The 23,846-nt window shown below is 63.6% G+C and carries 16 protein-coding genes; 11 read left to right on the forward strand and 5 right to left on the reverse strand.

All coding sequences use genetic code 11. The annotated features are described in order from the left end of the window. The first annotated feature begins 345 nt into the window (after window positions 1-345). The 9 genes from BSTEL_RS02155 (at window position 346) to BSTEL_RS02195 (ending at window position 14,582) form a co-directional block, all read left to right on the forward strand. Window positions 346-2,064 carry a serine/threonine protein kinase gene (locus BSTEL_RS02155; RefSeq protein WP_034526602.1) on the forward strand — a complete coding sequence of 573 codons (1,719 nt, stop codon included), beginning with the start codon at window positions 346-348 and terminating at the stop codon, window positions 2,062-2,064. After that, complete coding sequence (locus tag BSTEL_RS02160; RefSeq protein ID WP_034526605.1) at window positions 2,061-2,825, forward strand: hypothetical protein; 765 nt, start codon at window positions 2,061-2,063, stop codon at window positions 2,823-2,825. Before BSTEL_RS02155 ends, BSTEL_RS02160 begins: the two co-directional genes overlap by 4 nt. Beyond that, window positions 2,825-10,396 carry an Ig-like domain-containing protein gene (locus BSTEL_RS02165; protein ID WP_034526607.1) on the forward strand — a complete coding sequence of 2,524 codons (7,572 nt, stop codon included), beginning with the start codon at window positions 2,825-2,827 and terminating at the stop codon, window positions 10,394-10,396. Before BSTEL_RS02160 ends, BSTEL_RS02165 begins: the two co-directional genes overlap by 1 nt. 127 nt (window positions 10,397-10,523) lie before the next feature. Beyond that, window positions 10,524-10,817, forward strand: coding sequence for a WXG100 family type VII secretion target (locus BSTEL_RS02170; RefSeq protein WP_034526609.1), 294 nt, complete (start codon window positions 10,524-10,526; stop codon window positions 10,815-10,817). 135 nt (window positions 10,818-10,952) lie between these two features. Continuing rightward, complete coding sequence (locus BSTEL_RS02175; protein ID WP_034526613.1) at window positions 10,953-11,429, forward strand: hypothetical protein; 477 nt, start codon at window positions 10,953-10,955, stop codon at window positions 11,427-11,429. Between the two features lie 3 nt (window positions 11,430-11,432). After that, window positions 11,433-11,840 (forward strand): WXG100 family type VII secretion target, encoded by a 408-nt coding sequence (locus tag BSTEL_RS02180; RefSeq protein ID WP_034526616.1) that lies wholly within the window; start codon window positions 11,433-11,435, stop codon window positions 11,838-11,840. An 11-nt stretch (window positions 11,841-11,851) separates the two neighbouring features. Then, window positions 11,852-13,198 (forward strand): hypothetical protein, encoded by a 1,347-nt coding sequence (locus BSTEL_RS11310; protein ID WP_051922776.1) that lies wholly within the window; start codon window positions 11,852-11,854, stop codon window positions 13,196-13,198. A gap of 86 nt (window positions 13,199-13,284) precedes the next feature. Next, a complete protein-coding gene (locus BSTEL_RS02190; RefSeq protein WP_034526619.1) occupies window positions 13,285-13,749 on the forward strand; it encodes a hypothetical protein in 465 nt (154 codons plus the stop codon). Between the two features lie 14 nt (window positions 13,750-13,763). Beyond that, window positions 13,764-14,582, forward strand: a complete 819-nt coding sequence (locus BSTEL_RS02195) for a hypothetical protein (protein ID WP_034526622.1) — start codon at window positions 13,764-13,766, stop codon at window positions 14,580-14,582. Window positions 14,583-15,001: 419 nt separating this feature from the next. On the opposite strand, the gene BSTEL_RS02200 is transcribed toward BSTEL_RS02195, so the two are convergent. The 5 genes from BSTEL_RS02200 to BSTEL_RS02220 are packed head-to-tail and all read right to left on the reverse strand — an operon-like array spanning window position 15,002 to window position 18,575. Next, the gene (locus tag BSTEL_RS02200) at window positions 15,002-16,504 is read right to left on the reverse strand and encodes an Mbeg1-like protein (protein ID WP_034526625.1); all 1,503 of its coding nucleotides are present in this window, start codon (window positions 16,502-16,504) and stop codon (window positions 15,002-15,004) included. Next, on the reverse strand, window positions 16,501-17,511 hold the full coding sequence (locus BSTEL_RS02205; protein WP_156963125.1) for a hypothetical protein: 1,011 nt from the start codon (window positions 17,509-17,511) through the stop codon (window positions 16,501-16,503). Before BSTEL_RS02205 ends, BSTEL_RS02200 begins: the two co-directional genes overlap by 4 nt. Beyond that, a complete protein-coding gene (locus BSTEL_RS02210; protein ID WP_034526631.1) occupies window positions 17,495-17,782 on the reverse strand; it encodes a hypothetical protein in 288 nt (95 codons plus the stop codon). Before BSTEL_RS02210 ends, BSTEL_RS02205 begins: the two co-directional genes overlap by 17 nt. Window positions 17,783-17,840: 58 nt before the next feature. Next, entirely contained in the window at window positions 17,841-18,128 is a 288-nt protein-coding gene (locus tag BSTEL_RS02215) for a hypothetical protein (protein ID WP_034526634.1), read from the reverse strand. 3 nt (window positions 18,129-18,131) lie between these two features. Next, entirely contained in the window at window positions 18,132-18,575 is a 444-nt protein-coding gene (locus BSTEL_RS02220) for a hypothetical protein (RefSeq protein ID WP_034526637.1), read from the reverse strand. 230 nt (window positions 18,576-18,805) lie between these two features. Here BSTEL_RS02220 and essC point away from each other — a divergent pair, with 230 nt between their 5' ends. Together essC and BSTEL_RS02230 are read left to right on the forward strand one after the other, a co-directional pair. Continuing rightward, window positions 18,806-23,398, forward strand: coding sequence for a type VII secretion protein EssC (essC, locus tag BSTEL_RS02225; protein WP_162178969.1), 4,593 nt, complete (start codon window positions 18,806-18,808; stop codon window positions 23,396-23,398). Further along, window positions 23,395-23,676, forward strand: a complete 282-nt coding sequence (locus tag BSTEL_RS02230; protein WP_238567604.1) for a hypothetical protein — start codon at window positions 23,395-23,397, stop codon at window positions 23,674-23,676. Before essC ends, BSTEL_RS02230 begins: the two co-directional genes overlap by 4 nt. Window positions 23,677-23,846: the final 170 nt, after the last annotated feature.

Genomic DNA, 23,846 nt, shown 5'->3' on the forward strand with positions numbered 1-23,846 from the left:
GCATTGTTTCCTCCCGCTGGCGGGAGGTGGCGCGTAGCGCCGGAGGGTGGTCCGCGGGACCGGGCGGGCCGTCCGCGGACCGGCCGAGGTGGTCCACAGACCGTCCGAAGGTTCGGCCCGTTTCGTTACGTGAGACGGTCCGTTGTGTTACGGAATGTCGCATAAACGACACCGCGGCCGTCCGTAATCGTTTACGCCCCTCGTATTTGTCGGTTTTCCGGGGTAGTGTGGGCTTCAGTGTCGCCGGAGGCATGCGTGGAGGATGTTCGTGCCCGCCGCCGAAGGCGTGAAGGTATATGGAGACCGAGCAACTTAGAGATGAGAAGTTGAGAAGGGGCCGCGCGTATGGTGGCTGAAAACACGCTTGTCGGCAAGCGCTACCGCATCCTGACGCAGATCGGCAAGGGCGGCATGTCGACCGTCTATCTGGCGTTGGATTCGTCGCTGAACAAGCAGTGGGCAATCAAGGAGATCAGGAACGTCTCCGACCCCGTCCAGCGTGATCTGGTGATCAAGAGCCTCACGGTCGAGGCGAACATGATCAAGCGTTTCGATCATCCGGCGATTCCCCGCATCGTCGACCTGATCGAGGAGAAGGGCTCGCTGTTCGTCGTCATGGACTTCGTCGAAGGCCAGACGCTGTCGAGCCTGCTCAAGAAGGAGGGCCCGCAGAAGGAGGAGGACGTCGTCGACTGGGGCATCCAGCTGTGCGACGTGCTCGACTACCTGCACCGCCGCAAGCCGCCGGTCGTGTTCCGCGACATGAAGCCGTCGAACGTGATGCTCACGCCGGACGGTTCCGTCAAGCTCATCGACTTCGGCATCGCGTTGGAGATCGGCAAGGGCGAGCGTCCGCTCATCGGCGACAACCGTCAGCTCGGCACGCCGGGCTTCGGCGCTCCCGAACAGTTCGATGAGAACGGCGTCGTCGACCAGCGCACCGACATTTACGCGCTCGGCGCGACCCTGTTCTACCTGCTCACCGGCTCGCACCCGCGCAAGAACGGCATCGTGCCGATCCGCCAGATCCGTCCGGAACTGAGCGAGGGTCTGGAGCGCGTGATCGCGAAGGCGACGCGCAAGGATCCGAACGAACGCTACAACTCGTGCGCCGAGTTCGCGTACGCGCTGCGCCACTACGCGGAGGAGGACACCGCCCACCGCAACGCGCTGCTCACCAAGTGGCGCGGATTCCTCGGCACGGCGATCGCCTCGGTCGTGTGCCTGGCGCTTTCCGGCGGCATGATGCTGCTGGCGAACCACGCGCAGAACACCGACTACGACTACTGGATGGCGCAGGGCGCGCAGAACTCCGACGACACTGCCGCGCAGGACGCCTACCTGAAGGCCATCGACATCAAGCCGGACAGCATCGAGCCGTACAAGAAGCTCATCGCCCGCTATACGGCCGACGGCAGCTTCTCCGACAAGGAGGAGCGCACGTACAACACGGCGATCACCACGCACGCCTCCGACCTGACGAAGGACGAGAACGCGTGGGCCGACCTGAGCTACGCGACCGGCCGCATGTACTGGTACTACTACTCCGGCTCGCGCATCAAGTCCGCCGGCGCCTCGTCCGACACCGACCCGCTGCGCTACGCGCGCATCCGTGCCGCCTCGCAGTGGATGCACAACGCGGCCGGCGACAAGGGCTACAAGAACGCGGCCGTCGCGAAGATGTACGCCGACATCGCCGACTTCAACACGCAGATCGTGCCGCTCATCAACGAGGGCAACGACGGCGGCAAGTACAAGCCGTACTTCACCAAGCTCAAGGATCTCGTCGGCTCCGCCGATCAGGAGAACAACGACGTGATCCGCCTCGAGGCCTCGAACCTCGCGCTCGACGCGCTGCGCGTCTACCCGCGCAAGTTCCGCGCCGACGGCATCGGACAGCGTGACATGGCCGATCTGGCCCGCAAGGCCAACGATCTCGCCGTCAAGGTCGAGCCCACCACCGACGCGCAGGACAAGTCCAAGCAGGAGGCCGTCGAGGCCTATCAACCCACGATCGAAGCGATCAACAACGCCTTCGTCGATATCAAGGGAGATGCCAAGTGAACGCCGATACCTTCAGGACCCTAGCGGTCGTCTTCCTCGCGCTGGCCATCGTGCTGGCGGTCGTCGCGGTCGTGCTGTACCGCGTGTTCGACATCCGCGCCGTGCGTGACGCGCTGAGCGGCCGCACCGCCGCCCGCGAGATCGCGGACCTCCGGCACGTGCGCCGCGGCCAGTGGCAGCACGCCGACGAGTTCGCGCGCATCGGCAAGCGCGGCGCGAAGCGCGGCTCCGCGTCCGACGGCAGCACCGGCACCGGTTCGACCGGCACCGGCACCGGTTCGAGCGACATCGAGTTCCGTCCGGTCACCGGCACGGGCTCCGGCTCGTTCCCGACGAACCCGGGCGAGACGCGCGAATCGCAGGAGCCGCATGACGAGACGCGTGCCGGCGCGGGCGCGAAGGTCGCCCCGCAGGCCGCCTCCGCCGCGGCCGGCAAGCACGCGCACGGCGGTGCGGCCAAGCCCGCCGGCAAGTCCGGCAAGACGCGCGGCACGTCCGCGCCCAAGTCCAGGTCCCAGGCCGACGAGCCGTCCCCGATCGCGGACGACGGCGAATCCACCGTGCTCGGCTCCCGCGCCAAGCTCGATGCGCCGAACTTGGACGATCATTTCGTGGAGATCCCGGTCGCCATGGCGTCGGCCGCCGAACTCGCCGACGAGGGGGAGACCTCGCTCATGCAGTTCCGCAAGACCGACCAGCACGCGACCGACGACGATGATGAATCCCGCACCATTCTGGTACGTGGAGGGAAGAACAAGTGATGAATCCGAATACCGAACATTCCACCGGCCCGAAGAAGGCCAGTAGCACGCTGTGGAAGGCGTTGCTCGGCGGCGTCGTGTCCATCGCGATGATCGCCAGCACGAACGCCGTGGTCGCCTACGCGAACCCGGCGAGCACGAACGGCGACGCCACCACGTCCCAGACGCCCGCCGACGGCACGAACACCGGCGACACCGGCAAGACCGACGGTACCGGCAACACCGGTACGAACGGCACGAGCGGTACCGGCGACAATACGCAGAGCGGTACGAACGGCACCGGCGACGGCACGCAGAACGGTTCCGACGGCACGAACGCCGGTGGCAGCACCGGTTCCGGCGACGGCAACACCGGCACCGGCTCCGGCGATGCCGCGAGCGTGGCCGCGCCGAGCGCCGCCACGCTCGACGGTTCCGCCTACACCGCCACGTTCAAGGAGAAGGACGCCAACAACAAGGATCAGGACGTCACCTATGATCTGGTGAACGGCGACGGCTGGTCCGTGAAGATCACGGCCGCCGGCGCCGCTCAGGTGCAGGTGTCCGGCTGGTACAGCCTCGACGGCACGGCCGCCTGCGCCACCGCGCAGGAGCAGGGCGATACCACGAAGTGCGCGCAGATTCCCGCCGACAAGGGCATCGTCGCCAACCCGGACGCCAACGGCGTGTTTACGTTCACGCCCGGCGATGGCGTCTACAGCCTTGCCTCCCTGAACGTTCAGGCGTTCGACGCGAGCGGCAAGACGTCCGCCACCGTCAACCTCGGCGAGCTCGCCGGCAAGACGACCGGCTCCACGCTGAAGAACGTCGCCAAGCTCGTCGTCGACACCGATGCCAGCAAGGCCACCACGCTCACCGCCGATACGACGCCGGTGAAGAACGGCAACACCCTGTCCAAGAAGGTGAACTCGTTCACCATCGCCAACGCCAACCCGCTGTTCGCCCAGCGCATGCGCATCCTCGCCGCGCAGAACCCGAAGCCGCAGCTGCTGACCGTCGGGTCCACGAACTTCGGCGACGCCGCGGAAGCGCAGACCAAGGACGGCAAGTACTCCCTGACCATCGACGCCGCGGCCGCCGGTAAAGACGCGTTCGCCAAGGACGCCTCCTACACGGTGGCGCTGAACGGCACCGCGCTCGGCGCCGGTGCGGCGCAGTCCTCCGCGACGTTCACCATCGACAATGACAAGCCCGTCAAGCCTGCCAAGCTCGGCATCGCCCTCGCCGCCAACGAGACGGTGCTCAAGGACGACGCGAACGAATGGCTGGTGACCGGTGACCACGCGCTCACCATCACCCCCGCCGACGACACCGCCGGCGTCTCCGCCGTGACCATCCTCGACAAGGACGGCAAGAAGGTAACCGACCTCGCGGCCGACACCGACGGCACCTACCATTGGACGCTCGCCGCCGATGCGACCTACGACCTGAGCAAGTACCAGGTCACCGTCACCGACAACGCCGGACTGGTCTCCGACCCGGTCGCGCTCGACACGATCACCCGCGCCGACGGCTTCAACGCCGCCAAGGTGATCGTCGCCACCGCCGATGCCGAGAAGAGCAAGATCGCGTTCGGCGTGACCGGCGACCTCAAGAAGGGCGGCACCTACAACTCCATCAGCGGCATCACCCTGTCCAACAAGAACGATCAGTACTTCGCCAAGCGCGTCGAACTGATGAAGACGCAGATGGGCAACAACGCCCTCGTCGAGGTCGTCGACGCGAACGGCGACGTCAAGGGCAGCTACACCGCGGCAAACCTTCAGAAGAAGAACAACAACGAGTTCGAACTCACGTTCGATCAGGAACTCAAGCTCGGCAAGTACTCGCTCCGTCTCACCAATGAGGCCATCACGTACCTGAACAACGTCAATCCGAACGCCATCAACGATCTCACCGTTGACGACGTCGCGCCGACCATCAGCAAGGTGACGCTGTCGACGGATGCGGACAGCACCCAGCAGCTGGACGGCAAGGTGCTCTACGCGAACGCGACGCAGTCCGCCCCGCAGATCGTCGTCGATACCACCGATGACGTCAGCGGCGTGGCCAAGGTCGTTGTGAACGCGCAGTTCAGCAAGCTCAACGCGGACGGCACGCTCGGCAACGCGGAGAACAAGGCCATCGAAGCCACGCAGCAGACGGACGGCAGCTGGGTCGCCACACTCAACGAGCAGGGCGCCTACGATTTCACCAATGCGACCGTCGAATCCACCGACAACGCCGAGAACACGGCTCCCTTCGAGTTCAAGACCGCGGCCGCCGGCACGCTGGACTTCGGCGACACCACGCTGTACGTCTCCACCTCCGCCAACAAGGACTCGGACTTCACCGCTTCCGTCGCCATCGATCCGGACGCCGCCGAGACCAACAAGGTCACCGCCGTGAAGCTCGAATCCACCTCCCCGTGGTTCAAGCAGATCGTCGCGAACCTGCCGAAGGACCAGAATGGCAACGTCATCGTCGCCAACGGCGTCTCCGATACCGGTGCCTCGTACACGTTGACCGCGGGCGCCGCCACCGGCAAGGACGGCAAGTTCTCGCTGGCCCTCGGCACCACCGCGTTCGACGGTCTCGCCGCAGCGCAGAAGAACGGCAACCACACGATCACGATCGCCACGCCGTTCACCGGCAACGTCAAGACGTTCCTGTTCGATGACACCGCGGCCACCGTCACCGGCTTCGAATACCGCAACAACGGTGCCGAGGATTCCGTTGATGATGGAGACCTCAGCACCGGTGACGGCGACGTCAAGCGTGAACTCGTGTTCACCGCGAAGGATTTGCTGCCCGACGGCAGCGACGGTACCGGCAAGACCGCCGGCGTGAAGCAGGTCACCGCCACGATCGGCTCCGGCGATGCCCAGGCGCTCGTCGACAACGGTGACGGCACCTACACGCTGACGCTCGACAAGCCCGGCACCTACGTGCTGTCCGACATCAAGATCGCCGTCGAAGACCAGACCGGCAACGTGACCCCGTCCAAGTCCGTCGCCGACCTCGTCAAGCAGCTGGATGCGAACGGCCCACTCAAGGACGTCACCTCCATCACCATCGCTGATGCCGAAGCCGACGCGAAGGTCGCCACCACGCTGCTGGTGAACGGCAAGGAGTATGACGTCGCCGCCGACAAGGCCATCTACCTCAAGGGCGACAAGACCCCGACCATCCAGATCAAGGTGAGCGGCAACAAGAACTTCACCAAGCGCTGGAATGCCGCGAACAAGACCAACATTCCGGTCCTCACCAGCACGCTGGCCGCGAACGCCGACGCCAAGAACTATGGCTCGGTCGTGCTTGACTCCTATGTCAAGAGCGGTGACGACTACATCATCACGCTGAAGCCCGCCGCCAACGCCAAGGACCTCATGTCCGCCACGGACAACGGCCTGTACACGGTGAGCCTCAACACCACCAAGCTCAACACGAACAAGGCCATGCGCCAGCTGCTCGGCAAGCGTGTCAACGGCAGGTACTCCGTCGCCGACAAGTCCTTCTCCCTCGGCGTCGACAACGTCGAACCGTCGATCACCGCGCTCAAGTACACGGCCGGCAAGAACGATCTGACCGGCACCGTGAACGGCGAGGAGCACGTGCTCGCCAACAGCTCGCGTGAGATCTCCTTCTCCGCCCATGACCTGTTCGCCGCGCTCAAGCAGGGCGACAAGGGCGGTCAGACCAAGGACGACGCCAACGTCGCCGGCCTGCTCAACGTCACCGCCAAGGTGACCGTCGAAGGCTTCGACGGCAAGTCCAAGACCGAAGACCTGAAGCTCCAGGGCGGCAACGGCACCTACACCGCCAAGCTCGGCGACAACGGCGACGGCATCTACAAGCTGTCCGACGTGAAGATCACCGTGTCCGACAACGCGAAGAAGTTCACCAACGACAACGACATCACCACCAGCGCGAACGCCAACTCGCAGACGCTGACCCTCGCCCAGATCAAGAAGCAGCTCGGCGTCACCGACATCCCCGACCAGCTGGCCGTCAGCCAGTCCAACGGCACCGCCGAGACGCTCGTCAACGGCAAGTCGGTCAAGGAGAATGGCCAGTACTACACGAAGGACATCGAATCCGTCACCATCAAGGTGAAGGACGATCCGGCCTTCGCGTTCCGCACCGCCATCCTCAAGGCCAAGTACGGCAAGACGAACGTGTTCGACGGCAGCTCGGTGCAGTACTCCACCAAGAACGAGAACGGCCTGAGCGCCACCATCGGCGACGCCGACATCGACACGACGGCCGCCACGCTCACGTGGAAGGGCGCCAAGCTGAACAAGCTGTTCGTCCCGCTCGCCAAGCAGATCGCCGCGGGCAAGACCCAGACCAACGGCAACTACACGATCAAGGCCCCGCTTACGGACGGCGCCGTCGTGCTCCTCGCCTCCCCGAAGGACGTGAAGTTCACGCTCGACGAGGTCGCCCCCGAGATCTCGAAGATCTCCGGTGCCGAAGGCGTGGAAGGCACGTCCCTCGTCAAGGGGTACACCGTCAAGGGCAAGTCCTACGACGTGTACGCGGCCGCCGGCAATCAGCAGATCAAGCTGTACGTCAAGGATCTCCTGCCGGAAGGCCAGTCCGCCAAGAACGTGCGTGACGACGACAACGTCAAGAACGAGGTCGGCACCTCCGGCATCGACGACCGGTCGGTGACGTTCTCCGTGCCCGCCCCGGTCGACCTTGAAGGCAAGGAAATCGGCAAGGCCGTCACCGACAAGAAGGCCGACGACTACGACCCCGCTAAGGGCGTCTTCACCATCACGCTCGATCAGGAAGGCTTCTACGACCTGAACGACATCACGGTGAACGTCAAGGACGTCGCCGGCAACGAGCGCAAGACCGCCTCCATCCTCAGCGCCCCGGTGAAGGACAAGATCAACTACACCGCCATCGTCGCCGACGTGAACGACGACAACAGCGCGAAGCTGATCGTCGACGACGTCAAAGGCAACCCGGAGTCGCGTGAACCCGGCTACTACTACCGCGGCAAGACGCGCGCCACCTACGAGATCACCGACAAGTGGTTCCCGCTGTACCAGAAGCTGACCAAGCTGCACACCAACGTGCTCGCCGGCAGCACCGGCGACACCGCGCCCCAGGACCCGAACACCGGCGTGACCGATGTCAAGGAACTCAAGGTCACTGACGGCACGTGGAAGCAGAACGGCTACACGTGGACGCTCGCCGACCAGCCGGTGGAGCTCAAGGGCAACAACGACGAAGTCGAAGGCAAGTATCATTTGAACCTCACCTACAACGGTCTGCGTCCGGAACAGAAGAACGCCAACAAGGACTTCGTCATGGACTGGACCGCTCCGAAGCTCGGCAACCTCACCTCCTCGGTGACCAGCCCCGCCAAGTGGAACTGGATCTTCGCGACCACCGGCGTGACCGTCACGCTCGACGGCGTCAACGACCCGATCTCCGGCATCTGCTCCGCCACCGCGACCAACAGCCCGGATACCCACGACTGCGCCAGCAAGGGCGAGGAGAGCGTCGCGTTCTCGCAGCTCGGCTTCGACAAGTGGATTTCCGACGTCAGCGAGCATCCGGCCCCGGCCGCCGTCTACGCGGGCACCACCGCCGCCGGTTCGATCAGCTTCAGCTTCGACGGCGACAGCCAGCGTCTCACGCTCGGCAACACCTCGATCGCCCTCACCGATGCGGCCGGCAACCCGGTCGACACCGGCGCGCTCAACAAGTACGAGGGCGTGAACGGCGACAAGGCCGCCAACAACGTGAAGGGCGTCGAAGGCATCGCCATCGACACGGTCGCGCCGACGATCTCCATCGCGTACGACAACAACGACGTGCGCAACGGCAAGTACTACAAGGCGCACCGTACCGGCACCGTCACGCTCGTCGAATCGAACTTCGACTTCTCGTTGAAGAACGAGCCGGCGCGCGTAATCGTCACCACCACGGTCGACGGGGAGAAGCGCACCTACGGCGTCGCCTCCTTCAGCAACCCGAGCGGCGACAGGAAGACCTACGTCGCCACGTTCAAGGCCGACAAGGACGGCGACTGGACGGTCGACGCCTCCTACACGGATCCGGGCGACCACGCCTCCAACGTGATCCACGAGGAGTTCACGGTCGATACGGTCGCCCCGAAGCTGACCCTCACGTTCGACAACAACAACGTTAAGAACGGCATGTACTACTCGGCCGACCGCAACGCCACCGTGCGCGAGGTGGAGCGCAACTTCTCCGAATCCGAGTCGGTGATCACCACCACCGCGAAGGACGACAACAAGGCCGACCAGCCCGCTCCGGGCGCGTCCGGCTGGGTCCGCACGGGCGGTGAGCGCGAGTCCACCGAGTGGACGAACCACGTCGCCTTCACCGGTGAGCTCCACTACACGATCAAGGCGACCGCGACCGATCTCGCCGGCAACGTGGCGCAGGAGGTCAGCGAGCCCGAGTTCGTGATCGACAAGACCAAGCCGTCCATCAAGATCGACCGCGTGGAGGACAAGACCGCGTACGCGGGCACCGTCGCGCCGCTCATCACCACGGACGACACGAACATCGACATGAGCAAGGTCAAGTGGACCCTCAAGGGTGCCCACCGCGGCGAACTGAAGGACAAGAAGCTCCCGCAGTCCACCACGAAGGACACGGACAACTCGCAGGTCGTCGACTTCGCCGACTTCGAACGCAAGGTCGACATCGACGACGTGTACACGCTGACCGCCGAAGCCACCGACATGGCCGGCAACACGTACAAGACGCAGAAGACGTTCTCCGCGAACCGCTTCGGCTCCACGTACGTGTTCACCGCGGGCACGCAGAACCTGCGTGGCGCCTTCATCAAGAAGTCGCAGCCCGTCACCGTCAGCGAGATCAACGTGTCCGGCCTCGACCAGGGCAAGTCGCACGTGGTCGTCGCCAAGGACGCCTCCGCCAAGCAGCTCGCCGACAAGGACTTCACGATGAAGACCACCGACGACAAGGGCTGGAGCCGCACCGAGTACACGATCCCCGCGAAGCAGTTCAACGAGGACGGCTACTACCGCGTGCAGCTCACCTCCGAGGACAAGGCCGGCAACCTGTCGCAGAACACGATGGAGAAGAAGGACGAGGACCGCAAGTCCAACGCGGAGGTCAACTTCGCGCTCGACACGACCGCCCCGACCTCCGCCGCGCTCGGCGTGACCTCTGGCAACGTCTACCTCGACCAGAACGGCCGCAACGTGGGCATCGACGCGAAGGACAACCTGCAGGTCGCCTCCGCCGAGATCGCCGTGGACGGCGAGACGCAGGCCACGTGGAACGGCAACACGCTCCTCAAGAGCACGCCGACGTTCCGTCTGCCCGCCGACGGCGCCCGTCACGAGATCACCGTGACCACCGTCGACAAGGCCGGCAACCAGTCGACCGCCGTCTACGACAACATCACGATCGCCTCCAACTGGTGGCAGTACGCGATGAGCACCGCCTGGATCCGCAATACGATCATCTTCGGCGTGATCATCGTGATCGCCGCGATCGCCGGTGCGATCGTCGCGATCAGTCGCAGAAGGAAGTCACTCGCCTACCGCAACAACCCGTTCGATAGGGAGTAACCGCAACACGGCCGGGCACGTCCGCAAGGACGGCCCGGCCGTGTGCGTACAACAGGATTTCCGGCCGTACGCCCGTGCGGCCGGAGGAATCGTCGCAGCAATGTGGCGCGAACGAAAGGAGCCAACGATGGCAGGAACAATCAGGATCACCCCGGATCAGATGCGCACGAAGGCGCACGACTATGATGTGGAAGGCGACAAGGTCAACGACGTCATCACGACGATGAACCGCTACCTCAGCGATCTTCAGCAGGAATGGGAAGGCGAGTCCAGCACCGCCTACGCGGAGCGCTTCGACCAGCTGCGCCCCGGCTTCGAACAGGCCCGTGACCTCATCCACGAAATCGCCGACGCCCTGCGCAACACCGCGCAGCGGCTGGAGGACACCGATAAGGGCATCGCCCAGCAGTTCCGCGGCTGAACGGTTCGATTCACCATCACCGCGGATGACCGCCGGAAGGCGGAATCCGGCACGTATGCGCGCGCCTACGACGGCGCGTGCATACGTGTCCATCAGACTTGAGTGACACCGAAGTCAACGAAACGAGAACACACCATGAGCAGGGAAAGCGACATCCAACGCAGGATAGATTCGCTGGCGGAACGCCGTGCGGGACTGCGCGACTCCATCAGCCAATACACGAATCAGGTCAGCACGCTGACGTCGCAGCTCGATGCGAAGGACCAGGCGATACGCGCCGCAGAGGAATTCAAGACGAACAGCCTGCAACCGCTAGCCAAGGCCAACGAGGACTTCGACAAATCGTTGAACAGCACGGGCGGTATGCTCTCCCAAGCGCTTGGAGGCGAATCCTCGGTGGTCGAGGCGCTGCGCAAACTCAACAGCCAAGGCTCGGAGCGTATCGGCAACGCGATCTCCGCCTGTGAGCGTCTCATCGAACGCCTGCGACGCGAACGCGGCAACCTGTCGTCGCAGTTGACATCCGCCAACAACAATCTCAGCACCGCCAGATCGAACGTGCAATCCGTGCAGAACACCATCAACGACCTTTACCGGGAAATGAGGAACTGACCCATGCCCGACGAAATCAAAATCGACATCGAAGTCGCACAAGAGGCGAAAAGCAATTTCGAAACCGTAGCCGAAGAGGTCAGGAAGGCCACGCGGCAACTGGAACGCGCCGACGAACATATCGGAACATGGGAGGGGGAAGCCGGAACCGCGTTGAAGAAGGCGCTGACCAGTGGCATCGACAAGCTCAAGGACCATGCCACCAGCATCGCCAACTACGGCATCCTGATCAAAGACGCCTTGGACCATCTCAAGTCCGCCGACGAAGGCGAGGCGAAGAAGATCAGGAGCGGCAAGGGCACCTACGAACACAGCACCACGTATGAATACGAATACAAGAACGGTCAAGGCCACAAGTCCGATCCGAAACGGAACCGGACCAAGAAAATGACCATCGACGAGGACGAGTGATCGGAGCAGCCATGTTCAAAGTCCACCTATCCGACGTCGATGCGGCAGCCACCGCGGTGAAGACCTGCGTCACCGATACCAAGAAATCATTCGACGCGGCGCACAAACACAACAAGACGATCATCGAAAGCGGCGACGGCGCATGGACGGCCGCCGCCGATTCGGCGTTCATCTCGTTGGAAACCTCGTTGAACGCGCTCCACAGCGGACTCGACCAGTTATCCATCAATCTCAATAAGGCGCAAAGCCAACTGAAGGACGATGTCGCCTCCAAACGCGACACGATGATGAACGCCATCGACGCATCCATCTCCGATGCGGACACGGTGATGTGCGACTCGAACTCCAATGTGGGCGCCAACGTGTCGAATGCGTCGCAAGCCGCCGCCGCGTTGCGGCAATCCGCGACAAGCGCGAGAAACACGGCCGCCGGTCTCGACGGTTTCGGCGGCGAACGACAGACGATCATCGACGCGTTGGACGCGTTGGGCACCGCCTACGACTCGGCACGGCAGAAGCTCGACTCGCTCGACACGGGATGGAAGGCGTTCTCCGCCGCCGTATCCACGTTCGAAAGCACCTACGGTGGATTGTTCTCCCAGGAGCTCATCGACGAAGGCATGATGAACAAGGCCCGCATCGCCACCAACCAGATGCTCCTTGACGCGTACAAGCCCAGTGCGAGCGGCAGCCTTGACGGCGACATCGAATTCAACGTCAAGAAGGCGATGGCCGAAGGCAAGATCTACATCGACGAGAACGGCAATCTCGTCGCGGACGGTTCCGCCGACGCCGAGTACCTGCTGGTGCAGATGAACGGCACCGCGGAAGGCGAAGTCAACCTGTTCGGTCTCAAGATGCATGGCAAGGCGACCGGTGAGGCCAAGGTAGGGGCGGAAGCCCATGCCTCCGCTACGCTGGACCGCAACGGTCTGAGCGCCGAGGCGTCGGTGCAGGCGGGCGCCGAGGCCAGCGGCAAAGCCGAGGGGAACATAGGCCATCTCGGCACCGCGGAGCTGGAGGGCAAGGCGTTCGCAGGAGGCAGGGCGAACGCGACCGCCACCGTCAACAAGGACGGCGTCGATGCCAACGTCGACGCGTTCGCCGGCGCGGAAGCGAAAGCCGACGGCTCGGTCTCGTTCTTCGGCCTCACATTGAGCGGCGAGGCATCAGCTTCGGCCGGAGCCGGTGCCAAGGCCGGCGTCAACATCGGCAAAGGCGAGGACGGCAAATGGCATTTCGGCGCCAAGGCGTCCGCCACCCTGGGCGTCGGCGGAGGCTTGGGCTTCGACATATCCGTCGATCCGGACTGGTGGACGAAGTCGGCCAAGAACTTCGTCAGTACACTCGTTAACTAGAACGATTCGACGCGCAGGACGTGACGAGCCGACACCGGCGATCACGGCACTTGGACAATACGGACAACAATACAGGAGCGAACATCATGGCAACCTTTCCGAACGAACTCATTCCCGACGTTCCCCACTTCGACTTCGACATTCCGGACGGCTGGAGCGTCTTCCACCCCGAATACCACCTGTTCGGACTGATCGACCGCCGTCAGGAGGGATTCTCGCCGAACATCGTGGTCCGCTGGGATCGGCGCGATGCGGGTTTCACCGTCAAACAGGCGCACGCCGAGCTCATGCGATACGTGGATTCGCTCGGCGACGGCAAGGTGATCGCCGACGACCAGGGCCGCAACCATGACGGCGAGGACTGGGCGGTGGCCGAATACGTGTACACCCATCAACGTATCGGGCGTCTCGCCGGCGTCGCCGCCTCCCGCCTCGTGGATCGCGGCAGCGTCGTCGACGTGGTCACGTTCATCGCGACGGCGACCGGACCGACCACGATGGATGATCTCAAGCGGATTCATGCGATTATCGAGAGCGTCACGGTGCGCTGAATGGGAGAGCGACGATGATTACAACGATTGGCGCCGCGACGACCGCGGCGCTTGCCAAGGCGTTTGATCCGGCGATCGACGGCGAGGTGTGCGTGAACGGCAAGTGCAGGCCGATGACGGAGCAGGATCTGTGGATTCCGTTCGCGATCGTGGGCGGCGTGTTCGCCGTCATTATCCTGTTCGTCGTCCTTCTCATCATCCTGGTGCGGCGCATGGGACGTGCGAAGGCGCAGGGACGTGCCGCCGGCAAGGTGAGCGTCGGCGTCACCTACGAATGGCCGGCGAAGACGGTGAAACGCATCGCCCGCGCGGTGGGCGCACGCTACGAGCCGACCATCGGCGACCCGGGCGCGTTCAAAATGTCCAGCGGCGTGGACGCCACCGCCATCACGAACTCCGTGACTGTGAACGCGCGCACCGACGACCATCTCGCCGAATACGCGGCCAACGCGGGACTCCTGCTGCCGCCCGTGCCGCCTGTCACGACCGGCGTGAACCGGTACGTGCTGAACTGGATGGCCGTGCCACGCCCGTACGGAGGGATTCAGGCGTACACGCTGCGGTATGACAATCCGGTGCGGATCGGCATGGACTTTCATCCGACCGCGTTCATCATCGATCTCGCGTTCAACGGGTCGGATCCGGCCGCGTTCAGCCGCGACGAGACCTTGATTCGCGAAGGGTTCGCCGCCCGGGTCACGTCGGGACGGCTCGCATGTGAGGATGTGAACGGTCATCGGGTGATCGTCGTGGACGAACCCGACAGCGGCGACGTCAAGACCATGTACGAGATCGTCGGCCGCGCGCTCGGCTGGAATCCGGATGCCAAGTGACGATAGGCGAGGCGACTCCCGCGTAGACGCTGGACGTTGGCGTGACTTCGTTCCCATCGGAGTGATTCATTACGGAGGAACCTCATCGCCCGCCCTGTACTACGACGTGAAGAACGCGTTGTTCTACTCATGCAGGAGCCGACGGAACACCATGGTCGGTGGAACGGTGATGTCTCTGGGCACGCTGAACATCTTCGGATGCATGGTGATTCGCGGCCTGAACAACGTCATCGGCGGATTCGATCTGCTCGATCAGCGGTTGGTGCTTATTCGTTCCGCCTCATCGCACAGGCGAAGGCCAACATCGTCGATGATGAGACACGCCCGTAATCGTCGTTACCGTCTACGACAACTGGGGACGATGAGCGAGGCGCGAGCGCCGAAATACGAGGAACTCCTGCGTGTCGCCTTGCTCATCGTCAGAGAATCGCGTCGAGCTGTCCGGCGGCGTTCCGGATAGCCTCGGCCTGCCGGCGGACCTCCGCCGCATATTGCTTCTCTCGTTCCCGCGCCTTGGAGAAGATGCTCTTGATGTCCTCGGCCTTGGTGCCTTTGATGTCCATCTGTTTACGCCAATACTGCTGCATGTCGTTGCGATAGTTGCCGATGGTCAGGTGCCCCGTCCAGTTCTCGAATCGGTAGCCGACGTCCCATTTGGTTACGTCCCACCATTTCTCGCCGTCGATATCGTCGATGATGCCGAGCAACTTCCGCTCCGTCTCTTCGGAGAAGTCACGCACGTCCTGCGAGCCGGCATAGAAGTCCACGCTGACGTTCTTCTTTCCCGAAGCGATATACGTGTTGGCCGCAATCTGCAATGCCTTCATCGCGGATCCCGCCGTCCGGCTGCCGGTCGGACCGAACACCCGGCCGATGGCCGCCATGAATTCATCCAGACGGTCGTAGGTGGAGAGGGCCGCGACTAACAGCACGGTACCTCCCGGATACCGCCGTTCGGCTTCGGCTATCGCATCCGTGAAACTCATGCCTTTGGACAGCATCAACGATGCGAGCACGCCGATGTACCCGGACAGCCGCACCATGTTCTCATCGGAGACGGTGTTCAGCACATGGTCGGTGAACCGTCCGATCTCCTTGCCGATGACGCCCTGCTCCGTCTCGCTGATCTTCATATCCTTATCGAAGAACGCCGCGAGGGAATGGAGCTTCCCGAAATCCATGCCGATGCGATTCCCTTTGACATAGTGGATGTCTCCGGCTATCGATTGCATCAGCGGACTGACGAAATCATTATCGAGATTGTAGGCGTGGATACGGTTCCTGTACCGTTCGATCTCCTTCTTGTAGAAGTCGAGGAAATTCCGGCCGAATCCCTGACCATCGAAGGAGTAACATTCGTCGACCACGCCGGTGGCCACCGTGGAGTACATGGCCTTGTTGCCGCCTTTGGAGTGGCCCGCCACCACGAGCTTGCCCGGATACTTCTCATGTATCCTGCGCACGTAGTCGGCGGCTTCACGCTGCCCGTCCGTATCCATCTCGTGAGTGCCCGCGAGATTGTCCTCCCACTCGCCTTCGCCGGTGCCTTTGAAAATCACATACGTGGCACCCGTCGTCGGGTCACGGAACGTCAACGCCATGGAACCGGTCGTGCCGTTGCCCATCGCGTCCACCAGTATCAGCCGTTTCAGATCCGGATCGGTGCGGGCGTTGCTGACCGAACGCGCCCATTCGGATCCTGTGGTCCTGCCGGCATCGGAGTCGTCGCCTTTGCGTTTGAGACTCGAATCGTATCCGATGAGGATCTTCGACAACGGTTTGCCGATGCTGTTGTTGATGTTCTTCGACGACCATGGTGAGTCAAGACCGAGATCCTTGTCGTTGATGAACGAGTTGCCGGGATCGAGATAGGTCAGATGCGTCAGTACGGCGAGGTCACGCGCGTCCACGGCCATGATCATTCACCGTCCTTGATGATCTCGGGGGCGGAGGCGTCCGCGCTGGCGGTGAATCCTCCCGTATACCAGGAGTCCCATGCGGGCGTCTCCGTCGAATGGCGCATGGCGTCCCGTGCGGTCTCAACGGTGAATGCGTCGCCGTCGATGCGTGTGATCTGCGCGATCTCGTAGTGGACGTCCAGCCCGTCTTTCCGCATGGCGGTGATGAACGCCGATGCGAATGTGGCGAACCGCTCACGGTCCGTGACGGTTTCCGGGGAGATGTAGATCTCCGTGCCGCCAACGAAATACGAGGCGAGATCGTCGACTGCGGCGGACGGCGACAATCGCCATTGGGTCTCGTTCTTCGGACCGGTGGGGTCGCTGATCCGGTAGACGCAGTCGAGATCGGGATGCGCCGCGAGGAACCGGTCGATCCGTTCCGTAAGATGACCGTTGTAGTCGTCCCGGCGCAGCGCCGTGAAATACGTGTCCGCGACATACGGACCGGAATCGTTCCCGCCGGTACCATTGCCTTCCACATAATCCACTTCGAACACGTCGCCTTGCAACGGCCCCGATGCGGGCGTCACGTTGATCCACCATGTCGGGTCAAGCAGTTCCGGACGGTGAAATCCTTCTGATGCATGGAATTCCACGCCATACCGTTCCGACATCCGGTCAAGCAGCGTCTCCGCCAGCGTGACCAGACGGAACAGTTGCGAGTCGGGCCAACCGTCCTTCATGCCGGCGACGTTCGCGTCCCGCTCCTGTCGATCGTTCAGCAGCGCCTTCGCTATCGAGATCTGCCTCGCTGTGGGTGTGACATCCATGTCGTATCCTTTCTTCGCGTATGGCGGCCAGTTCGAGAACGTCCCGCTACCGCCGGCGCCCGCCCCGTTCGCATCCGCATCGGCGTGATGCGTGAGCCATGCGGGAGGAGCGCATCCGGTGAGTCCCGCGGCGATGGCGACGAGCGTCGCCAATGCCGCGGCGCATGCCGCCAGCCGTCGTCTACCCGCCCAACTCATTGATCTTCCCCGCCTCCTCGGCATCCGACTGTTGGAACCGTTGCGACGATTCCGCAGCGAGACGCATCGAACGGTCCAGCAGGTCGGCGAGCGCGGCGGCATAGGATTCCAATGCCGCCGCCGCTTCCTCCAGCGCTGTTCTTCCCGTGCCCTCGCTGTGCGAGAATCCCAGGTCGATATGCCGGTAGCCTTCGGCCAGGGCTTTCAGCACCGCGACCTCGGACAGCCAATCGTCGAGGTTCTGTGGTTTGACGATGATCTCCTCCGCCATGGAGTCTCCCTTCCCGCTTGTATCGTGACCGTCGTGGCAGGCATGCCGCCGGCCGTCGTCACTCCCCGTATACGAATTGGTCGATGCCGTCGATGTCTTCGAGGAACGCGTGCGTGCCGCGATCCAACGGCTGGATCGCATCGATCATGGCGTTCATCGCCTTGCCGACCTGCGCTTTATGCGATTGGAACGAGTCCCGTATCTTCGGGGTGTCGAAGATCTCGGTCCCGGAGACGTCCATGAGTTTCTGGTATCTGTCGGCGATTCCGTTGAGCGTGCTCGCCGCGTTCAACAGTTTCTCGGCGGCCTGTGCGAATTCGGCGTCCGCGATGATCGTCTTCGTCATGGTTCATCCTCTCCTGGCCGCCGCCGCTTCGCGTTCGCGTTCCTCGCGTTCGCGTTCCACGCGGCGTCGTTCCAGTTCACGTTCTTCGGCGATTTGTTCCTCCAGTCGTGCGATGCGCTTGCGCAATTCCATGATTTCGTCCTCGCGCTGGAAGATGTCGCGAATCAGCTGCTGGTTGATCTTCGTGTAGTTCTCATCGAGATGCGGTCTCAGGTTTGCGTCCATGCCGGAACGGAAGCCATCGAACAGCGCCTTCGCGGATTTGACGTGGGGAATCGATTCGAAGCGCGCCGCGGATGCCGACATCCGTTCGATGATCTGATGGCGTTCCTGCTGTTCGCGTTGCATCTGGTAGCGGATGTCGTCCAGTTTGTCGATGTCGCGACGGAGCCTGTGGATGCGTTCGGTGAGCTTATCGATTTGCCGATAGTACGGTGATAGATCCATGATGCCCCTTCGCTCTCCCGGTACGCGGCATCGGCACTGACCACCGCGATTCCGTTCTCAGTGTAGACCACGGCGTGGGCAACATCGCCGTGCTTCGCTTGTTGCACCGAGGATGCGTCGTCATGTTGTAGATTGGTGGAAGGCGAGGTGGAACGGTCCAAGGCGGGGCCGGCCGAGCCGGCAGGGGGTATTCGCGCATGGGCGAGTCCAGCACATACGTTTTGACGATCATGGGGCGGCGTCGCTCCCATACGATGGCCATCGACGCGAACGCCCATGGGATGATCGAACTGGTCGACCCGGATGCCGCCGCCGACGCGCGCCCCGTGGCGCAGGTGCTGTCCGAGGAGAGCGGGCTGAGCGTACACGCCTCCCGCGGCCATTCGCTGATCGGGCCGGATTCGCGGCGCGTGCAGTCGGTGGTCGTCCCGGCGGACGGCCGCGCCTGCATGATGACGGTCGCCGGCCTGCCCGGGCGATCCTCCGATGGCGTCGGAACCCGGGGAACGCCATCCTCGTACCGTGTGTACGTGCGTCCCTCCACGCCGGGATTTCGCCGATACCGCAAGATCGGGTTCGTCCGTCCCGCCTCCGTGATCATCGGACGGAGCGGACGGTCCGGCATCTTCTATGATTCGATGCTCGTCTCCGGCGAGGTCGCGCGGCTCACGCTCCACGAGGATTCGTTCATCCTGGAGAATCTCGGTGCGACCGGCACCGTGTTCGTCAATGACGCGGTGGTCGCCTCGCATACGCCGCTGCGTCTCTGTGTGGGCGACATCGTGCAGATTCTCGACCTGCGCATCATGGTCGGATTCAGGTTCGTCTCCATGAACCGTCCGTTCGGCGTCTCCGTCCGCCAGTCGGATGCGTTGCGGGAGCTCGGGCATCGCGCGTTCCGCGACTCCTCTCCGAAACCGCCCGCCATGACCGGGACGGAACGCTACTTCTACCCGTCTCCGCGACTCATGCATTCGATTCGTCGGCGCAAGTTCACGGTGGACGCGCCGCCCGCACGCAAGAAGCCCGACGAGACGCCGGTGATCATGCAGCTCGGCCCCTCGTTCCTCATGGGATTCGCGTCGCTGTTCATGGTGTTGACCGCCGTCTCCCGGCTGCAGCAGGGGGCCGATCCGATGTCGGTGATGCCCACGATCGCCATGTCCGTCTCCATGCTCGGCGGCATGATGATCTGGCCGTTCGTCAACAAATGGTATGCGAAGCGCCGCGACGTCAAGGAGGAGCGGATGCGGCAGGCCGCCTACGGCGACTATCTCAACCGCATGGAGGCGTCGTTCATCCGCGAATGTGAGGCGCAGGGCGAGATCCTCAGGGAGAACCGCATCGCCGTGAGCACGATCCGGCACAATGTGGCGCGCATGTCCGACGAGATGATGAACCGCAGCCTGCTGCATTCCGATTTCCTCGATCTGCGCGTCGGCATCGGCGACGAGCCGCTCGCCGCCGACATCACCTATCCGCGCACCGGCTTCACGATGGACAGCGACGCCCTGCTCGACAAGGTGAGATCGCTGGCGTCCAAGCCGCCGATCATCCATGACGTGCCGTTGGCGTTGAACATCGCCGCGGATTTCGTGTCCGGCGTGGTGGGGGAGCGGTCCGTGCTGTGGGCGTTCATCCGCGGGCTCATCGTCCAGGTGTGCGGACTGTACAGCTACGAGGACGTCAAACTCGTGTTCGTCGGCGACGGCCGCGACGAGAAGGAATGGGGGTTCGTACGCCGTCTGCCGCACATGTTCGACGACCAGCGCGGCATGCGGTTCCTCGCCACCACCATCGAGGACCTCAACCATGTGGACCGCGTGCTCGGCCCGGTGGTCGAGGCGCGTCTGAAACAGTCGGCGCAGGATCTCGCCGACTACGGCACCTACTATGTGGTCGTATGCGCCGACAAGAAGCTCGCCGACAAATCCTCGGTGATCTCCGCGCTGCTCGAATCCCGCTCCAACAAAGGATTCTCGCTCGTGTTCCTCGGCGAGGAGCTGCGCGACCTGCCGCGGGAATGCTCCAAGGTCGTCGAACTCGACGGCGAAGGCAAGAAGGGGCGCATGTTCCGGCGCGACGACGTCAACGGCACGTTGCAGACCTTCGTCCCGGACTCCTACGTGGACGCGGCGCGCGCCGGACGGTTCGCCGACAACCTCTCCTGCGTGAGAATCGAGAACGAGACGTCCGGCACGTCGTCGCTGCCGCAACGGCTCGGATTCCTGGAGATGCTCAAGGTCGGCAACGTCGACCAGCTCAACATCGGCCGCCGTTGGGAGCAGGGCGACGCCTCGCGCACGTTGAAGGCGCCCGTCGGACTGGACGAGCAGGGCGAGGAGTTCATGCTCAACCTGCACGAGAACTATCACGGCCCGCACGGTCTGATCGCCGGCATGACCGGCTCCGGCAAATCCGAGTTCATCATCACCTACGTGCTGTCCATGGCGTTGAACTATGCGCCCGACGAAGTGGCGTTCGTGCTCATCGACTACAAGGGCGGCGGCCTTGCCGGCGCGTTCGACAACGACCGGTACCGTCTGCCGCACCTGTCCGGCACCATCACGAACCTGGACGGCGCCGGCATCAACCGTTCGCTCGTCTCCATCCAAAGCGAGCTGAAACGGCGGCAGGCGAAGTTCAACGAGGCGCGCGACATCACCGGCGAACCCACGATGGACATCTACAAGTACCTCTCCTACTACCGTCAGGGCGTGCTCGCCGATCCGATGCCGCACCTGTTCATCGTGGCCGACGAGTTCGCCGAACTCAAACAGCAGGAACCCGACTTCATGGACGAGCTGATCTCCGCCGCGCGTATCGGACGATCCCTCGGCGTGCATCTGATCCTCGCCACCCAGAAGCCGTCCGGCGTGGTCAACGACCAGATCTGGAGCAACTCCCGGTTCAAGGTGTCGCTCAAAGTCGCCGACAAAAGCGACTCCAACGAGATGATCAAACGCGCCGACGCCGCCGAACTCAAGGATCCGGGCCGCTTCTACCTGCTCGTCGGATACAACGAGCTGTTCGCCTGCGGGCAGAGCGCCTACACGGGAACCAAATACGCGCCCGCGGACCACTACGAGCCGAAACAGGACGACGCCGCCGTGCTCATCGACAACACGGGCGACGCGTTGGCGACGCTGCGTCCCGCCGTCGCCTCCACGGCGACGAACGTGTCCGAACTCAACGCCGTGCTCGCGCAGATCTGCATGGTGGCGGATTCGCTGGGACGCCATGCCGAACCGTTATGGCTCGAACCGTTGCCCGGCCATCTCGACCTCGCATCCATCCGCGCGAAATACGGGTATCGGGCGGATGCGGACGGACTCACCGCGCTCGCCGGCATGGTCGACGACCCGCAGCGGCAGGACCAGCATCCGCTCGTCGTGGACTTCGCCGCCGACGGCAACGTGCTGATGCTCGGCGCGCAGACCGCCGGCACCGAATCGCTGGTGGCGACGATGCTCGCCTCCATGTTCGAGGACTATACGCCGGACGAGCTCAACGTGTACGCGCTCGATCTGGGCGCCGGCGCACTCGCGTCGTTCTCCGCGGACCCGCATGTGGGAGGCGTGGTCGTCTCCGGCGACCAGGAACGCACCACGAACCTCATCAAACTCATCGAACAACGCATCGAAACGCGTCGCAAGGCCTACGCGACGACCGGCGGCGGATTCGACTCGTATCGCGCCGACGCGTTGCGCCGCGGGCGCCGCGCCGATCCGCGCATCCTCCTCATCCTCACCAACGTGGCGTCGTTCTACGAGCTGTACCCGGACTTCGAGGACCGTCTGAACGCCATCTCCCGTGAGGGGGCGCGGTACGGCGTCCACATGCTCGTCACCGCCGCCTCGCCCATGCAGGCGCGACTGCGGTTGCGTTCCAACTTCTCCCGCACCATCGTCACGACGTTGAGCAACGAGGACGACTACGCGACCGTGTTCGGCAGCCTGCACGGCATCCTCCCGCCGAAGCAGTACGAACGCGGACTCGTGCAGGAAGGCAAGGAACTCCACGAGTTCCAAGGCGCCTCCATCGCGGCGGAAGGGGAGAACGAAGCCGAACGCGCGCGCATCCTCGCGGAACGCGCGCACGCGGACTGGCATGGCGCCGCCGCGGCCCCGATCCCCGTGCTGCCCGAACGGGTCGACGCCGTCATGCTGCGCCCGCAGATCGAAGCCGGCGGGATCGGACGATCCGGCATCCCCGTCGGCTACGACAGGAACGAGGTGGCGCCGTTCCTGATCGACGGCGTGCGCTCGCCGTCCGTGCTGGTCGCCTCGTCGGATGTGGACGCGTTGTCGGCGTATCTCGCCGGACTCGTGGAGACGCTGGCCGCCGCCGACGCGGAGTACGTCGTGCTCGATCAGGATGGTCTGGTGCCGTCCGGCGAACGCGTGCTCACCGAGATGGACGACATCGCGTCGCTGGTCGACGCCGTGACGTCCGGCGAACTCGAGATGGGGATACTGGTCGTCCCCTCGTTCGTCACGCTGTTCACCAAGCTGCCGGATGCGAGCGGCAAGGCGTTGAAGGCGTGGATCGCGCAGGAGGAGTTCAAGAAGTCCACGACGCTGGTGCTGTGCAGCGAGGCGTGGCGCATGGGCAGCATCTACGATCCGTGGTACAAGGTCGTCACCGCGAATCCGGCCGGTGTCTGGGTCGGTTCCGGCTTCGTCGAACAGAACGTGTTCCGTTACGGTTCGGTCCGGCCGGAATACCGTGGGAAGACGGCTCCGTCGGACGGGTTCGCGATGGTGCGCGGCACCGTCACGCCGGTGCGGCTGCTGCAGCCGGTCCGGGAAGGGGAACGATGATGGCGAGGAAGATGCTGTTGAACGTATTGCTGCCGGCGACCGGCGAGGAGTACGAGTTCCGCGTACCCCGCGAGATGACCGTCGACCAGGCGGTCTCGCTGATGTCCAGTATTCTCGCATCGCGTGCGCCGGCGTTCTACGAGGCCGACGGCGAGGCTGATCTGATGATCAGGTCAGGTGACGGATTGGCGGGGCAGGACTTCAATCCGCGTGAGACGTTCGCTTCGCTTGAGGCCCAGGGGCTGATCTACGACGGCGCCCTGGTCGCGCTGGCCTGATCGGCGCCGTGCCCGGTTCCTCGTCTTCGCGCCGGTATCCGCTGATGAACGGAACCACCGGAAAGAATTACGGGTGTGATCATCGACTTGAGAAAGACGGTTATTGGTATGCAATTAAATGACACGGAAACAAGGAGCGGACCCATACCTGACCGCCTGACGGCCGCCGT

Origin of the sequence: Bifidobacterium stellenboschense (genome assembly GCF_000741785.1) — a bacterium.
GTDB classification, from domain to species: Bacteria; Actinomycetota; Actinomycetes; order Actinomycetales; family Bifidobacteriaceae; genus Bifidobacterium; species Bifidobacterium stellenboschense.

Bases quoted from the DNA above. Each gene is read 5' to 3' on its own strand.
- BSTEL_RS02220 (WP_034526637.1), bottom strand. From the start codon at position 18,575: ATGGATCTATCACCGTACTATCGGCAAATCGATAAGCTCACCGAACGC.
- BSTEL_RS02215 (WP_034526634.1), bottom strand. From the start codon at position 18,128: ATGACGAAGACGATCATCGCGGACGCCGAATTCGCACAGGCCGCCGAG.
- BSTEL_RS02180 (WP_034526616.1), top strand. From the start codon at position 11,433: ATGCCCGACGAAATCAAAATCGACATCGAAGTCGCACAAGAGGCGAAA.
- BSTEL_RS02155 (WP_034526602.1), top strand. From the start codon at position 346: ATGGTGGCTGAAAACACGCTTGTCGGCAAGCGCTACCGCATCCTGACG.
- BSTEL_RS02230 (WP_238567604.1), top strand. From the start codon at position 23,395: ATGATGGCGAGGAAGATGCTGTTGAACGTATTGCTGCCGGCGACCGGC.
- BSTEL_RS02170 (WP_034526609.1), top strand. From the start codon at position 10,524: ATGGCAGGAACAATCAGGATCACCCCGGATCAGATGCGCACGAAGGCG.
- BSTEL_RS02190 (WP_034526619.1), top strand. From the start codon at position 13,285: ATGGCAACCTTTCCGAACGAACTCATTCCCGACGTTCCCCACTTCGAC.
- BSTEL_RS02165 (WP_034526607.1), top strand. From the start codon at position 2,825: ATGAATCCGAATACCGAACATTCCACCGGCCCGAAGAAGGCCAGTAGC.
- BSTEL_RS11310 (WP_051922776.1), top strand. From the start codon at position 11,852: ATGTTCAAAGTCCACCTATCCGACGTCGATGCGGCAGCCACCGCGGTG.
- essC (WP_162178969.1), top strand. From the start codon at position 18,806: ATGGGGCGGCGTCGCTCCCATACGATGGCCATCGACGCGAACGCCCAT.
- BSTEL_RS02195 (WP_034526622.1), top strand. From the start codon at position 13,764: ATGATTACAACGATTGGCGCCGCGACGACCGCGGCGCTTGCCAAGGCG.
- BSTEL_RS02175 (WP_034526613.1), top strand. From the start codon at position 10,953: ATGAGCAGGGAAAGCGACATCCAACGCAGGATAGATTCGCTGGCGGAA.
- BSTEL_RS02210 (WP_034526631.1), bottom strand. From the start codon at position 17,782: ATGGCGGAGGAGATCATCGTCAAACCACAGAACCTCGACGATTGGCTG.
- BSTEL_RS02200 (WP_034526625.1), bottom strand. From the start codon at position 16,504: ATGATCATGGCCGTGGACGCGCGTGACCTCGCCGTACTGACGCATCTG.
- BSTEL_RS02205 (WP_156963125.1), bottom strand. From the start codon at position 17,511: ATGAGTTGGGCGGGTAGACGACGGCTGGCGGCATGCGCCGCGGCATTG.